General features: G+C 50.1%; 14 protein-coding genes. 2 read left to right on the forward strand and 12 right to left on the reverse strand.

Annotated features, from left to right (window positions below; all coding sequences use genetic code 11):
* The first annotated feature begins 149 nt into the window (after window positions 1-149).
* On the forward strand, window positions 150-1,202 hold the full coding sequence (locus NST96_RS24725) for an HD-GYP domain-containing protein (RefSeq protein WP_122958874.1): 1,053 nt from the start codon (window positions 150-152) through the stop codon (window positions 1,200-1,202).
* Between the two features lie 86 nt (window positions 1,203-1,288).
* Here NST96_RS24725 and NST96_RS24730 read toward each other — a convergent pair whose 3' ends face one another.
* From NST96_RS24730 to NST96_RS24750, 5 genes are all read right to left on the reverse strand, one after another.
* The gene (locus NST96_RS24730; protein ID WP_003388298.1) at window positions 1,289-1,486 is read right to left on the reverse strand and encodes a cold shock domain-containing protein; all 198 of its coding nucleotides are present in this window, start codon (window positions 1,484-1,486) and stop codon (window positions 1,289-1,291) included.
* Between the two features lie 94 nt (window positions 1,487-1,580).
* The gene (locus NST96_RS24735) at window positions 1,581-2,255 is read right to left on the reverse strand and encodes an amino acid ABC transporter permease (protein WP_024984022.1); all 675 of its coding nucleotides are present in this window, start codon (window positions 2,253-2,255) and stop codon (window positions 1,581-1,583) included.
* Between the two features lie 86 nt (window positions 2,256-2,341).
* Window positions 2,342-3,151, reverse strand: coding sequence for a basic amino acid ABC transporter substrate-binding protein (locus tag NST96_RS24740; protein ID WP_003388300.1), 810 nt, complete (start codon window positions 3,149-3,151; stop codon window positions 2,342-2,344).
* Between the two features lie 302 nt (window positions 3,152-3,453).
* On the reverse strand, window positions 3,454-4,251 hold the full coding sequence (locus NST96_RS24745) for a flagellar motor protein MotB (protein WP_024984023.1): 798 nt from the start codon (window positions 4,249-4,251) through the stop codon (window positions 3,454-3,456).
* Window positions 4,244-5,053: a MotA/TolQ/ExbB proton channel family protein gene (locus tag NST96_RS24750; RefSeq protein WP_003388302.1), complete on the reverse strand. Its 810-nt coding sequence runs from the start codon at window positions 5,051-5,053 to the stop codon at window positions 4,244-4,246. Before NST96_RS24750 ends, NST96_RS24745 begins: the two co-directional genes overlap by 8 nt.
* Window positions 5,054-5,181: 128 nt before the next feature.
* Between NST96_RS24750 and NST96_RS24755 the strand changes: the two genes are divergently transcribed.
* The gene (locus NST96_RS24755) at window positions 5,182-5,388 is read left to right on the forward strand and encodes a hypothetical protein (RefSeq protein ID WP_003388303.1); all 207 of its coding nucleotides are present in this window, start codon (window positions 5,182-5,184) and stop codon (window positions 5,386-5,388) included.
* A 75-nt stretch (window positions 5,389-5,463) separates the two neighbouring features.
* Here NST96_RS24755 and NST96_RS24760 read toward each other — a convergent pair whose 3' ends face one another.
* From NST96_RS24760 to istA (NST96_RS24790), 7 genes are all read right to left on the reverse strand, one after another.
* Complete coding sequence (locus tag NST96_RS24760) at window positions 5,464-6,882, reverse strand: serine hydrolase domain-containing protein (protein WP_342404952.1); 1,419 nt, start codon at window positions 6,880-6,882, stop codon at window positions 5,464-5,466.
* A 79-nt stretch (window positions 6,883-6,961) separates the two neighbouring features.
* Window positions 6,962-8,593 (reverse strand): peptide ABC transporter substrate-binding protein, encoded by a 1,632-nt coding sequence (locus NST96_RS24765; protein ID WP_122958872.1) that lies wholly within the window; start codon window positions 8,591-8,593, stop codon window positions 6,962-6,964.
* Between the two features lie 224 nt (window positions 8,594-8,817).
* The gene (gene istB, locus NST96_RS24770; protein WP_024982952.1) at window positions 8,818-9,621 is read right to left on the reverse strand and encodes an IS21-like element helper ATPase IstB; all 804 of its coding nucleotides are present in this window, start codon (window positions 9,619-9,621) and stop codon (window positions 8,818-8,820) included.
* Window positions 9,618-10,841 carry an IS21 family transposase gene (gene istA, locus NST96_RS24775; protein WP_024982953.1) on the reverse strand — a complete coding sequence of 408 codons (1,224 nt, stop codon included), beginning with the start codon at window positions 10,839-10,841 and terminating at the stop codon, window positions 9,618-9,620. The genes istB (NST96_RS24770) and istA (NST96_RS24775) overlap by 4 nt, the downstream gene beginning before the upstream one ends.
* 305 nt (window positions 10,842-11,146) lie before the next feature.
* Window positions 11,147-11,584, reverse strand: a complete 438-nt coding sequence (locus NST96_RS24780) for a YaaR family protein (protein WP_172920869.1) — start codon at window positions 11,582-11,584, stop codon at window positions 11,147-11,149.
* Window positions 11,585-11,768: 184 nt separating this feature from the next.
* Window positions 11,769-12,512: an IS21-like element helper ATPase IstB gene (gene istB / locus NST96_RS24785; protein ID WP_025846873.1), complete on the reverse strand. Its 744-nt coding sequence runs from the start codon at window positions 12,510-12,512 to the stop codon at window positions 11,769-11,771.
* On the reverse strand, window positions 12,509-14,017 hold the full coding sequence (istA, locus tag NST96_RS24790) for an IS21 family transposase (protein WP_251256056.1): 1,509 nt from the start codon (window positions 14,015-14,017) through the stop codon (window positions 12,509-12,511). Before istA (NST96_RS24790) ends, istB (NST96_RS24785) begins: the two co-directional genes overlap by 4 nt.
* Between the last annotated feature and the right edge of the window lie 338 nt (window positions 14,018-14,355).

Genomic DNA, 14,355 nt, shown 5'->3' on the forward strand with positions numbered 1-14,355 from the left:
CTCCCCGCCAGCTTAAAAAAACCTTTACAAAATGTTTACATCTCTACAAGTTACGACAATTTTCTAGTAAAGCTTTCAAAAACAGCTATGATATACTACGATCATTAGGGAATAATTACCGCGCAAGACAACTGAATGGAGGAATCCTCATGGAAGAGGTAAACCCTTCGCATTCCATTACGGGAAAGACGCTGGCACAAGACGTATACAACGAGAAGGGGCTTTTGCTCCTGCCGGCTGGCGCGGTCTTGCACCAAAGCGATATCCGCTTGCTTTGTGCACACCAGGTCGAACGGGTATATGTAGCCAAGGATGGCGACTTACCAGACCCACCTTCTCCCCTGCTCCATTGGAATGAAGTGGAAGCAGCTCGTGAATACATGGAAGCTGTCAAACAAACAGAGGAGTTGTTCATCCGGATCGCGACCGGTTCCATTCCTCCTCTGCATCAATTCAATCATGTGTTTTATCCGTTGCTGGACGAAATTCTGCAGCGTTGCGGAGTTCAGCGTTTTATTTACGTAAAGGAAGGAACCGCCCAATACACCTACCGCCACTCCCTGCATGTGGGCATTTTGGCTGCATTAATCGGCAAGCTGATGGGACACACGCAGGAAAACATTGTGTTGCTGGGGCAGGCGGGCCTTTTGCATGACGTAGGCAAAATGCTGATACCGGAAGAAATCCTGCTCAAACCGGAGCGGCTGACCGACGAGGAATACGAAGTGATGAAGCAGCATGCCCGGCTCGGGGAGCATCTGCTTCGCCAAATGGAGGGAGCAGACGAGCTGATTGCTCTCTGTGCGCTTCTTCATCACGAACGGCTGGATGGCAGCGGCTATCCCGAAGGACGCACACAGGAGCACATTCCGATCGAATGCCAAATCGTCAGTGTCGCAGACGTATTTGACGCCATTTGCACGGACCGGGTGTATCGCAAGGGAACCTCCCCTTTCGAAGCTGCATCCGTGTTACAAGATTTGGCCTACTCAGGCAAGTTAAACGCCCAGGTTGTCACCCGTTTTATCCATTATGTCGTGATGCTGTATGTAGGGGCAGAAGCTTACCTCAATTCAGGTGATCGCGTGGAAGTCATCATGATTCATACAGATGAGCCGCTGCGGCCTCTCGTACGCCGCAGAGGGGAGTACCTCGATTTGCGTCAACACCGTTCCCTGCACATCCAGAGCATCATCGGCTGACAACAGGCCGTACATGAAAAAATCCCCCATACCATTTGGTACAGGGGGATTTGCTTTTATCGGTGGCTGGCGTTTGCAATCAGTAGCTACGCGATAACTACGTTCGCTGCTTGGGGACCGCGATCCCCTTCCACGATATCAAATTCTACGGTTTGTCCCTCTTCCAATGTACGGAAGCCTTCTTTTTGGATAGCCGAGTAATGTACGAAAACGTCTCCGCCGTCCTCACGCTCAATAAAGCCAAAACCTTTTTCTGCATTAAACCATTTTACTTTGCCTTGCATGCTGATGCACATTCCTTTCTTTTGTAAAAACTTGGGATTTCAAATCCCATGTGAATGACTATATCATCCGCCAAAACGAGAGTCAAATCATCCCTCATTTGGTTGAATATTTCTTCTCCAGTCCTCTGACGACGATTCTCGACAAGAACAGCGTAAGCACCAGATAGACGGCTGCTTCCGTCAAATACGGAGGGTAGCGCTCCAAGGTGCTTTTGGCTACGCTCATCGCCGCGTAGTTTAATTCCGGCGTGGCGATGACCGCAGTCAGGGACGAGTCTTTCAACAGCGAGATGAATTCATTTCCCAGTGCGGGAAGCATGCGGGTGAACGCCTGAGGAATGACGATCAGCCGCATAGCCATCCCTTTGGTCATCCCGAGAGATCGGGCCGCCTCCATCTGGCCGGGGTCAATGGACTGAATCCCCGCGCGAAAAATTTCAGCGATATACGCTGCTGCATTCAAGGACAATGCAATCATACCGGAATAAATGGCTTCCGGGCTGCTCTGGCCCGGGAAGAATACCTCCCAAATGGAGGGGATAACAGCAAAGTGAATCAACAAAATTTGCACCAGCATCGGAGTTCCCCGAAACAGCTCGACGTAAATCGCGCTGGGAATCCGCAGCCAGGCCTTGCTCGATTGCTTCCCCAAACTGATAAACAGCCCCAGAAGCGTTCCCACGACAGTAGCGATGGCCGTCAGCAGGATTGTATTGAGAATTCCGCGAATGAACAGTTCCCGATAATCGTAAACGACACTCCAGTCCAGAGTTGTATCCTCCCTCCAAGTTGTTTGGCTGTGGACGAAAAAAGCAGCAGGGTACGCCTGTTGACGTACCCGTCCGCGCTTCCCTCTTACTCTTTATTAAAATACTGGTTGTAGATTTCTTGCAGCTTACCGTTTTCCTTGATCTTCTTCAACCCGTCGTTGATCTTGTTCAGGATCTCGGTGTTGCCTTTTTTGACCATGATGCCATAATACTCCTTTTCAAAAGAATCGTCTTTGATCAGTTTGAATTTCTTGTCCTTGATTTTTTTCACGTAATATTGAATGACGCCATTATCGCCGACTACGGCATCCACGCGCCCGTTAAAGAAATCATCCACAGCGGAAGGCATGTCGTCGTATTCCTTCAGCCCTTGATACGTGTCGCCAAATGCTTTCTTTACCACTTCTCCGCCCGTGGTTGCGCCCTGCACGCCGATTTTCTTGCCTTTCAAGTCATCGAGCTTGTTTACCGGTGAGTCCTCGGCAACGAGAATCAACTGGTTGGCTTCGAAATACGGTTCAGAAAAGTCGTACTTTTTCTTGCGCTCTTCGGTGATCGTAATCGACGAGATTCCGATGTCTACGGTCCCTCTGTCCAGACCGTCAAACAAAGGGTCCCAGCCGGTATTCTTCCATTCGACCTTGAAGCCGCCCGCTTCGGCAATCGCGTTTAACACATCGATGTCGTGGCCGGTGATCTTGTTGTCGGCCTCCAGCATTTGAAACGGCGGATACGCTGCGTCGGTACCAACCACGTACACCTTTTCCGCCGTACCTCCTCCTGCCGTGCCGCTGCCGGACGAAGCCTGATTCCCTCCCGTTCCACAGGCGGATACCAACAGCCCTACCCCGACAGTCAAGACAAGCGACGTCAACCATTTCTTCTTCATCTTCATCTTCATCTGTTCATGTCCCCCTTATCTGTGTCTACCTTGAAAACCTTTTCCCCAGCCTTTGTCCACATCGGCACACCTTTTATTTTGCGTCATCCACAGAGTTGTCCACATTATCCACAGGCCGTTGTGCACAAGCTGGGCATAACTCACCCTTATGCTCGTTCTCCCCAATAAATATGTTTTTTGGCAAGAAAATAGAACAAGGGTTCGTACAAAAAGAAAGAAGGATTCCTATCAGAAATACTTCTCTCTGATGCACGGGAATCCTTCCGGAAACTCATTTTATTTACAGAAAATTTTATTTATTGGCTCTTGTCTGCCAGAATGACAATTTCTACGCGTCGGTTGCGACTGCGATTCTCGGGAGATGTGTTATCTACAAGCGGTTTATACTCTCCCCAACCGGCAACGGTGAATCGATCTGCGGCCAGCCCATGCCCGTCCACCATTTCCCGCATGACCGCAATCGCCCGGGCAGAGGACAGCTCCCAGTTGGACCTAAAAGAGCTGTGCGTAATCGGCACGTCGTCCGTATATCCTTCGATCCGGACCTTGTAAGAAAAGCGCTCCAGGACCTGTGCGACATGATCGATCACCTGCTTTCCATCCTCCCGCAAATCCGCGGAGCCGCTGGAAAACAGAATCTTCTCCGGCAGGCGGACCCTCAAGCCTTCTTCCGTCTCTTCATAGTCGATGTTCTGCTCCTCCAGAGCCGCGGAAAGCGCTGTTCGCACTGTCTCCATATCCCGGTCACTCTTGTCCTCCATATCTACCGGAACGGCCGGCTTGGGCACCGTCTCCCCTGTCTCTCCACCTACTGCAGCCTCCAGCACTCCGCGTCTTGCTTCCAGCTCGTGGACCTGGCGCTGAAGCTCCAGCTTCTGAATGTTCAACAGGTCCAGGCTTTCGTGCACTTTTTGCAGACTTTCCTGCTGGCGGGCCTCCTCTTGCTTGATTTCCTGCATATCGGTCTTGAGCTTGGCCGAATGGGCGGCGGCAACGATGAGGATGATCACGAACAGCAGGGTAAACAAGTCACTATAGCTGATCAGCCAGCTTTTTTCCAGCTCTTTTTCGTCGTACAAGCGATCGTCATGCATGGAGATCCTGCCTTTCGATCGTCCCTTTCATGCTGCCAGGGGTTTTGATGAGAACAAGCTTTTTGTCTCCGGGCAAAAACGAGTTCAATTTTTCAAACAGGACACGCGGCGTCTCCATTCGCTGCAAACCGATGCAGCCTTCCAGATAGAGCCGCTTTTCAAACATTTCCTGATCATACAAGTCCATCAGCCGGTAGTAGCACGGCAGGGCAAACATGTTGGCCAAAAGCGCCCCGTACAGCGTCGCTACGACCGCCGAGCTGAGGCTGTATCCCGTCTGGGTCAAATCATTCAGCGTCTCCAGAACACCCGTCATTCCGAGGAGCGTTCCCACCAGACCCATGCCGGGGGCCAAAAGGCTGACCAGGCGGAAAAAGCCTGCCGCCTGCTGGTAGCGATGCTGTTCGCCCTTCAGCTCGTTTTCGAGAATCATGCGGAGCTCCTCCTCCGGTACTCCTTCGATGGCAAGCAGACTGCCCCGACGGACGAAGGAATCTTTTTCATTTTGCAGCTCTTTTTCCAGCTCAAGATACCCTTGTTCCTTTTGAACCAGTGCGTAGTAATAAAACCGCTTGATCGTCTCCTCCACGTTTCCCTCGCGCCCATGGATCAACAGACGGACGATTTTGCGCACCTCCAGATGCTTGCGCTTGATCGCATACGAGATAAGCACTGACAACCCAACCAGCTCGATAGCCGTCAGGTTCAACAGATCGGACAGGTTTCCTTTCAGGTAAACCGCATGTGTAAAAATAAGCACTACTGCTCCCACCAGCAGGAGCGAGCGTCGTTTCGTCGACAAACCTGTCACCTTCCCACTTGCTTTCTTCTCTTCCTTTATCGGAAATGTTCAGTTTGATTATAATACCAAAGCTTTTCCAATCCGATAAAAAAGTGAAGGGACCCAAATGAAAAAGGAGGGAAACCACAATGGATATGAGTTCTATGATGAGCGCGCAACTGAGCCAGTTGAGACACACTGTCAGCCTCAGCGTCATGAAAATGGCGCAGAACACGATGGCAGCAGGTGCGACAGCGATGATCCAGGACTTTTCTAATGCGCAGCAAAGCGTGCAGCAAGCCGCTCAAGCAGCGCCTCATCCGACAGCCGGAAAAACGATTGACATCAGCGTGTAGGAAAAGAGCAACGGACGCAGGGATCTTCTCCGCGTCCGTTTTTTCTTCATGTTATGCTTTTGAATAGAACGAAAGTCATTGCGCTTTCTTGCGCAGCTGGCGCTTCGCGTATACGACCCGGTGGACCGCACCTGCTTCATTTCGCACGAACAGCACGGGGATATCCGCTCCTCTGCGGCGAAATACGAACAGATCATTCCCGACCGGCCGCAGCGCATAAGTCGTACCGTCCATTGTCATCTGGCATACTCCGTCTTTTGCTTCCACACTCATTTCCATCCATTCCTGACAAGTATACTCTCCGGCATAATCAGCGAGCTTCTCTGCCGCCAGCGGCTGGTCCGCAAAGCGAAACAGCGGAGTCTCAAGCGGTCTATCCAGGACCAGGTTAAGCGCTCCTACGGCTATCTCGCGCACTTCCACGCCGTCGACATTGGTCAGGATGACTCCGGTGATGCCCTTTTCCGGCAACACAAAAATCTGCGAGCTGACCCCTTTTAGCGACCCTCCGTGATCGATCAGCGGCCCGCCAACGAAGTCTGGCACGATCTGCAAGCCGTACCCGTAGTGCCAGCAAGCATCGCATTTCACATGGGGAGTCGTCATCTCGGCCACACTCTCCGGAGAGAGGATGCGCGTCTCTCCTGCCATTCCACCTGTACGGAAAATGTCCAGATACCGGAGCAAATCAGCCACGCTCGATTTCAAAAAGCCTGCGGCCCGCATCGCCGGAGCATCGTGCAGGACTGGGGCGTGGAATACCTCGTTGGCTCCGTTCCGCGTCTTGCGGGTAAACAGCTCTGCTACGTCCCTATGTGCTGCAAGCTGCTCCGGAGTAAACACGCTGCGGTTCATCCCCGCGGGGAGCAGGATGTGTTCCGTCACATACTGTTCAAAGGACATGCCGCCGACGCGCTCTACAATAGCTCCCAACAGCCCGTACACATCGTTGTTGTAGCTGAACGCCTCTCCCGGCCGCCCCAGTACCTCCTCCGGAAACGAGCCGATTTGCTCCATCAGTTCCTCGTACGTATCCACGACAGGGACCGACTCGTCTACACACTCCGGCTCCGTCTCCAGAACCGCGGGGTCTTTTTCCATCGACCGCTTCATGGCGGATGTCAAAAAGGGCAAGGGCGGCATTCCCGGCGTATGGGTCATGAAGTGATGAATCGTCACATCCCGTGTGAATTGGTCTTGCGGCATTCGAAACTCAGGCAGATAGTCCACGACAGGATCGTCAACAGACAGCTTGCCTGCCTCCTGCAGTTGCATAATGGCCATACAGGCAAACGACTTGGTCACGGAAGCGATGCCAAATATCGTATCCGGCGTGACCGGCTGCTGCTTCTCCACATCGCTGAAGCCAAACGAGCCAAAATAGACCAGCTCTCCGTCCTTGCAGATTCCGATCGCCCCTCCAGGCACCTGGGCTTGCTCCATTCGAGCTTGGGCAAATGGTTCAAACTCCTGTTTCCACTCCTGATGATTCATATCGAAAACCTCCTTTCTGCACTTCTATTTGCAGCTATTTGGTCAGGGAAAACATTCTCTGTCACTGCTTTCTACACCTCTATTCCTTGTAGCCCCACTTCATGTCGATATAGCCAAGAGGGTCTACGGTCACGCCTTTGAGCTTGTCGTTTTGCACCCAGACGTTCACATTGCTGTACAGTCCCGTGACTGGCATCTCGTTCATCAAAATCGACTCCGCTTCCTGCAAAAGCTGATTCCGCTTGGTTTCATCCGTTTCCTTGTAGGAGCGGTTGATCAGGTCGTTGTAGGCTTCGCTGTGCCACAGTGTACAGTTGTTGTCGCTGTACTTTTCCATCAGCAGCTCGAGGAAATTGACAGAGTCGTTGTAATCGGCCGTCCACGCTGTTACCGAGATCATGTATTTCCCCTGGGCCTGCTCGTCAAACATCACGTTCATGTCCTTGTTGATCAGCTTCACTTCAATGCCGAGCACTTTTCTCCACTGGCCCTGCAGAGCTTCGGCAATTTTCTTCTGGGCGTCGGAATTAAAGTACAGGTACGTAATTTCCGGCAGCTTTTCAATCCCCAGCTCCTTCATTCCTTCCGCCAAAAGCTGCTTGGCTGTTTCCGCATCGTTGTCCTTGAAATAGCCCTCCGGCTTGAGGGAAGCCGACTGCGGCACCAGCCCGGTCAGAGCTGTCTGTCCGCCCTGCAAAATATTGTCCGCGATCTCCTGGCGGTTGATGGCATACGCAAACGCTTTGCGGATCTTCTCGTTTGTAAACGGCGCCTGCTCCGTCTGGAACAGCAGGTAGTAGGACTGCGCCTTTTGCATCGCCTGCAGCTTGCCCTCTTCTTTCATCGCCGGGATCGCATCTACCGGCAGACTGCTGATCGGCCCGCCAGCCCAGTCCAGCTCGCCCTGGTTAAACATCTCCAGCTCGGTATTGGCGTCCTCCACCATAGAAAATTCGATTTTGTCCAGCTTCACGGCTTCCTTGTCCCAGTAATGCTCGTTTTTCACCAGGACGATTTTGCTCTTGTGCTCCCAGGTCTCGATTTTGAAAGGACCGTTGGTGACGATGGTGGCGGCTTCATTGGCCCACTTCTCGTTCCCCTCCACGACCTTTTGGTTTACGGGGTAGTAAAAGGTTGCCAGCGTTAAAAAGTAAGGCGTCGGGTTTTCCAGCTGCACTTCGATCGTTTTGTCGTCGATGACCTTGATCCCGACATCCTCTTTCTTTGCTTTGCCCAGGTTAAAAGCCTTTGCATTGACGATCGGATAGTATTTGTACGCGGAGCTGCTGGCCGTCTTCGGATCAAGTGTCCGGAACCAGGCGTAGGCAAAATCCTTGGCCGTCAGCGGCTCGCCATTGGACCATTTCGACTCTCGCAGGGTAAAGGTATAGGTCTTTTTGTCCTCCGAGATCTTGATGTCGGATGCGACGGAATTGACCGGCTTGCCGTCCTTGTCCAACCGGACCAATGCATCGTAAATGGCCCGGATGTAGACACCCGAGGCGACGTCGTTGGAAAGACCCGCATCCAGCGTTTTGGGCTCCCGGCCATTCATCTGCAGGATTTGTTCCGCTCCGCTTCCTCCCTCTTGCTTTGTGGACGCTTCGGGTTGCTGGGATGAACCGGCCGGCGCAGGCGGACTGCTGCTGCATCCGACCAGTGCCGCGATGAGCAGAAGTGTGGAGCAGAATGAAAAAAAGCTCTTTTTCATCAGATGGACCCCTCCGTATTTTTGATTTTTTCAAATTATCTTGCAATTTTTGTGCCATTTGCAGTGGGCTTGTTGCTTTCTCACGGTATAGGTGCGGTTGTAACGGCGCTTGGCCGTTGTTGAACCATAAACTTTTTTCCTTTTATTCAATATTGAATACAGGTGCAGACAAAAATGAAATGAGCTTTTACTTTCCGAGTCTTGCTGTTATGTCAACGCCGGAATTAATTTGACCCACGAGCGCCGGTATAATTTTGACCCACCTGTGCGCCTGGTGTCGAATAGATTCCGGTTTTTAGTTTTTCTTTGAGCCGGTAGCTGTTCCCCCGGATGTTCACGACGTGGGAGTGATGCAATAAGCGGTCGAGAACAGCTGTAGCAAGAACGGGATCGCCCATGAGTTCGCCCCATTCGCCAAAGCTCTTGTTGCTAGTCAGAATCATGCTTCCTTTCTCGTAGCGTGCACAAACCAACTGAAAAAACAGGTTTGCAGCGAGCGGATCGAGGGGGAGGTAGCCCACCTCGTCCACGATGAGGATGCGTGGCCTGAGATATACCCTCATTCGTTTGTCCAGGCGATTCTCTTCATAAGCTTTTCGTAAATCGCCCACGAGCTGCGCGAGAGAGACGAAATACACAGGCAATCCTTGTCCAATGGCCTCCATAGCGATAGCAACGGCTAAATGCGTTTTCCCCACGCCGGGAGGCCCGAGAAACAACACGTTTTCTTGCCTCCCAACGAACGTCAGCGCAGCCAGTTCACGAATCAGTCGTTCATCAATCCCCGGTTGAAACGAGAAGTCGAATTCGTTGAGCGTACGCCGATAAGGGAGGTGAGACAGCTTCATGCGGACCTCTACATTTCGGCGCTGGCGATCCTGAATCTCAGCGTCCAGTAGATCATTGAGGAAAGAGAGATACGTGCTTTGGCTCCGGCTGGCAGCTTCCAGCTTGGCATCAAGCGATTGGGCGGCTTGACCCAAACCAAGTTCCTCCAGACGCTGGCGGGCTTGTTCGAGCTCAATCATGCGCCCACCTCCACAAGACGTTCATACACGTCCAACGGACGCACTTCCACGTCTTGTACAGGAATCTGAACGCCTTGCGGCTTTGGATAAGCATATCCCTGAGCTGTACTCAAATTCGTGTATTGGTCCTCACACATCACTAGCCTTCGGGATTGGTACTGCTTCTCGTGCCGGGCGATGAGCTGCTTCTCGCAGTATATTTCGACGAATCTGTTTACCTCTCGTACCTTTACTTCACGTCCGCTATACCGCCATGGAACGCCATAACGAACGCCGTCGTAGCTCACAAATCCGTCACGGCTTACTTTCCTCGGTTCAAACCGGTACTTTGCCCATCGTTCCGGAGACGGAAGCATACCGAGCTTCTCTTGTGCCAAGCGATCGATCGGTCTTTCCCCAGTTGTACCGTGGATACGACGGTTTTGCTCATCGCACCAGTGTCTGGCTTGGCGATTTAGGTCACCAAGATCGGTGAATGATCGCCCTGGCATGAAGTTCTGCTCGATGAACTGAACGCTTCTCTCGACCTTTCCTTTCGTTTGGGGACGTCGTACGCGGCAAACTTTGGGGATCAAGCCGATAGCCGCAGCAAAATCTTCAAACAACGGATGCCATCTCGGCTTTCGATCATCGCCCATGCCAAGAATAACGGTCTTCATTTGGTCGGTTAGCATGGTCTTTGGAACACCGCCGAAGTATTCCAAACCGTTCATCAAGCAGCGTAAGAAACTGTGGATGTCACAGCGCTTTGTAAATTCGATGTACATCGCTCGGGAGTAACCCAACACCATCGTAAAAACGGGGATTTTACGCACTTCACCGTTTAAATCGATGTACTCGCAAATCTTCCAGTCCACTTGGGCTTGGTGTCCGGCTTTTGTCTCATAGCGTTGCACCGCAGGTGCCTGTTTTGGAGGTCGACGGGGCTTCACATAGTCCTTGATGATCGTAATGCCCCCCGTGTAACCTCGCTCTTTCAAGAGACGCAGCAGCACTTCACAATTGAAAATTCCCTTTTCGAGGTATAGATCCAGCAAGGCTTTGAACGGATCGAGTTTTGAGACTCTCTTCTTACGCGGACGAGGTTCCGGAATTCCTTCTGCGCGGAGGTATTTTCGTATGGTATTACGGGAATGACCCGTTTCCCTTGTGATTTCGCGGATACTCTTGCCGCTCACTTGAAGTTCGTGTAATCTGATCACAGTCCCACTCCTTAGCATATGTCTCCCCTCTGAAGCTACTTTGGTCGGTAATTTCAGAGAGAGGTATTCTACAGGGGTGGGTCATTTTCATTCCGGCGAACCTGGGTCAATTTTAACCCGGCGGTGACAGTTATTCAGTTTGTAATGGAGTTATTCTGTTTTGAATAAGTTGTGTCGGCTGTAAAACTGGTTATGCTCTTCCTTGTAATGGAGTGACTTGGTGGGAAACGACAACATAACGATGATAGAAAAACCAACCTGCACTTTGTTACAAAGGCGGTTGGTTATAATGGAGTCCCCAATTCAGTTCATTTTTCAAACTATTAGGCGTAAATGTTTATCAGCATTCCCTTGATTTCTCCTACACGCTCGAGAATGCGGAGACCCGGCTCCTGCTTTTTCAATACTGCATCGGTAAGTTCAAGCAGCTTTTTATCTACTTCCTTTACAATCTTGTAAATGCGTGAGCGTCCCCTGCGGTTAAATCCTTGACGCTCTTCCAAACTGAGACCATTTTTCACAGCATCGTCGAGTAGACTTTTTACGAGCGATTTGAATTTGCGCAAATCTCCGACAGTCCTAGATTCAGCCAGTATCTTCCCCTGTTCCTCGATGTCGGAGATTAGCTGTTGAAATCGTTCGGCATTCAGTTGTTCTCTTCCCTTGCTCATCAGTTCGGAGAACATCACTTTATCTGCCGGGACCTCTTGTTTTGCCTTTACTTTTTCGGTGGACACTTGTCCGATTTTATTTACTTCCATTCTTTATCCTTACCTTTCAGTTGTTAAGTAAAAATCATGAGCGGTTATATTTTTGTTAGTTAAATTAAGGACAGCATAACACAGCTTGTGAATGTCAATCAAAATGTTGACCACCGTGCTCATCAAAAAATTGACCACCATGGCAAAAATCAATCCACCCGTCGGGTGGGTAACTTTTTCATGATCACGATCTTTGAATGCTCTGCTTAAAGCGATAGCTGTCTCCATTCATTGCAAAGATATGGGCACGATGGGTAAGCCGATCAACCAGGGCTGACGTCATTTGCTCATCTTTGAAAATCTGTGTCCATTCCGTAAATTCCAGATTACTGGTAATGATCATGCTTCCTTTCTCATAGCGGGCCGCACAAAATTGGAATAATAACTCCGCCCCGGTCCGACTCAGAGGGACAAACCCGACTTCATCCAAAATAATCAAATCTGTTTTCAACCATTGCCTCTCTAGCTGGAGGATTCGCTTTTGGGACTGAGCTTCCATAAGCTCGTTACATATTTTAGCGGCAGTCCAAAACTGAACGGAATAGCCATGATGGCAAGCTTCCTTCCCGAGTGCAATGGAGAGATGAGTTTTGCCAGTGCCAGAGTTTCCGATAAACATGATGTTCTCTGCCTTTTCGATGTACTCACAACGAGCCAGTTGAAGCAATTTGGGCTTATTGAGGGACGGAATCGCCGAGAATTCAAATTGATCGAGCGTTTTCATAGAAGGGAATTTGGCGTGCTTGATGCGACTCGCGATTTGGTTAGCATCCCTTTGCTGAACTTCTTGCTCTAGTAGGGCTAAGAGGAACTCCTCGTAGGGAATTTGCCGTTCAGCAGCATCATGGGCGATTTCCTTATAGACACGTTTAATCGCAGGTAAGCGAAGGCGTTTCGCGTAGGTTTCAAGCAGGAAACTCGTACTCAATGAACCACACTCCTTTTCTGTAACAAACGATTGTACTGGCTAAGATCTGGGGCCTTTACCTGAATACGTGGAACAGAGCTATCCTCCGCCAACGAGAGTTGGGGCAAACGGTGTTCCGGCAATGTTCGCTGAAACAATAATTGCCTTACGGCATCATACTGGAACATCCCTTTTTGGCAGGCCTCCCCCAGTGCTTCTTCGACGAGAGAAGTATCGAATTCACGGTGCAAAAGCAAGAGTCGAACGAACTCCTTCATCCCTCCTGGTCGGTTACGGCACTTGTCCAAGAACTTTTGGTAAATGGCGGGTAATCCTGCCTGATGCAATGGTCTAGCATAAAGAACTGCTCCTGGGCGAATAAGAAGTAAATCCAGATAATGATCGTATTGCAAAATCTCCTTTCCTTTTTCCAAGCACCGCTCATGCGTCGCAATCAGGCTTTTTCCGTGATACACCTCAATTTTTTCAGCAAATACTCGGCAAATAAGTTGGGTCGATGCATAGGAAACCGGGACGGAATAGGCATTTTTTTCAATGTGGATCATGGATAGCGTATTGCTTTTCACGGGTACAACACGGAAACAATCCAATGGCCGTGGAGGCAATGGAAGCATGATGGGCAACTCTTGAACAAATGCTTCTCCAACCGTTAGGGAAGACCGGGGAACGGTTGTATTCTCGTAAGAGATACATTTTTCGAGGAGGATTTGATTTAGCTCCTCCAGAGAAGAAACACTAGGAACAGGTGCAAAAAATTGCCTCTGGGCAAACTGTACGAGGTTTTCCACTTGGCCTTTTTGATGCCCTTTTCCCGGATCACAGAAATAGCTTTCAAACAGGTAGTGGGCACGTAGCTGAATAAATCGCTCTTGTTCCTCGCGATTTTTGCCTTCCAATACCTTCTTAACGGCTGTTGTCAGGTTGTCGTATGTGATGACTTGGGGAACAGCACCGAAAAATTCAAAAGCATCTACATGACCTTGGAGAAGAGCCTCTTGCTTCTGATGAGCAAATGTCTTGATGAAAATCTTTCTGCTGTATGTGCAACGCATACAAAAGACTTGAACCTTCACTTGTTTCCCTTGTAAATGAACCGTAACCTCACCCCAGTCAAATTGGGCAAATCGCCCTGGCGGGAAATCAAGAGGGACAAATGCTTTAGGAGGAGAAACCCGCAACTCTCTGACGTAGCGTCGTACAGTAGATTCACCGCCGGTGAATCCATGTTCGTCAACGAGTCTCTGGTAAATACGTTTGGCAGTATGACGCTGCTTCGGGGGAGCCTGTTCATCTTGACGCAGCCATTCCAAGATGATGGGCTTGACAAAATCAATGACTGGCTTCGGCTTCGGTTTTGAAAGCTGGTATACAGGGATTTCCGTTGATGTCAAGGCTTTTCGTATCACTTGACGCGAGTAGCCAGTTTCGCGAGAAATTTGACGAATCGACTTCCCTAGCAGAAAGTGTTGTTTCCTGATAAACTCATAATTAGCCATCTGAAGCATTTCCTTTCCTCCTATATCTTGTTGTCTAGACAACTACAAGATACAGGAAAGAGGTGCTCAGGTGGTCAACTTTTTTATGAGCGATGTACCACTAGGTGGTCAATTATTAGATTAGCATTCACAACAGCTTGTATTAACTTACTCTAATGTTTCCGGGAGTGAATCTATATCTTACTCCTATTTATCACTTCCTGAAGAATTGAACAAGAGACCATTCTCTATCAGTGTTATCGACAGAATGGAACAGGGAGTTTAATTTGTCAGTATAGCCGATGTAAAAAAACCAACCTTCGCTGTAAACAGACGCTGGTTGGTTGATAAAATAAATTATTAAACCA

It is taken from the genome of Brevibacillus sp. FSL K6-2834, assembly GCF_038592925.1.
Lineage (GTDB): Bacteria > Bacillota > Bacilli > Brevibacillales > Brevibacillaceae > Brevibacillus > Brevibacillus borstelensis.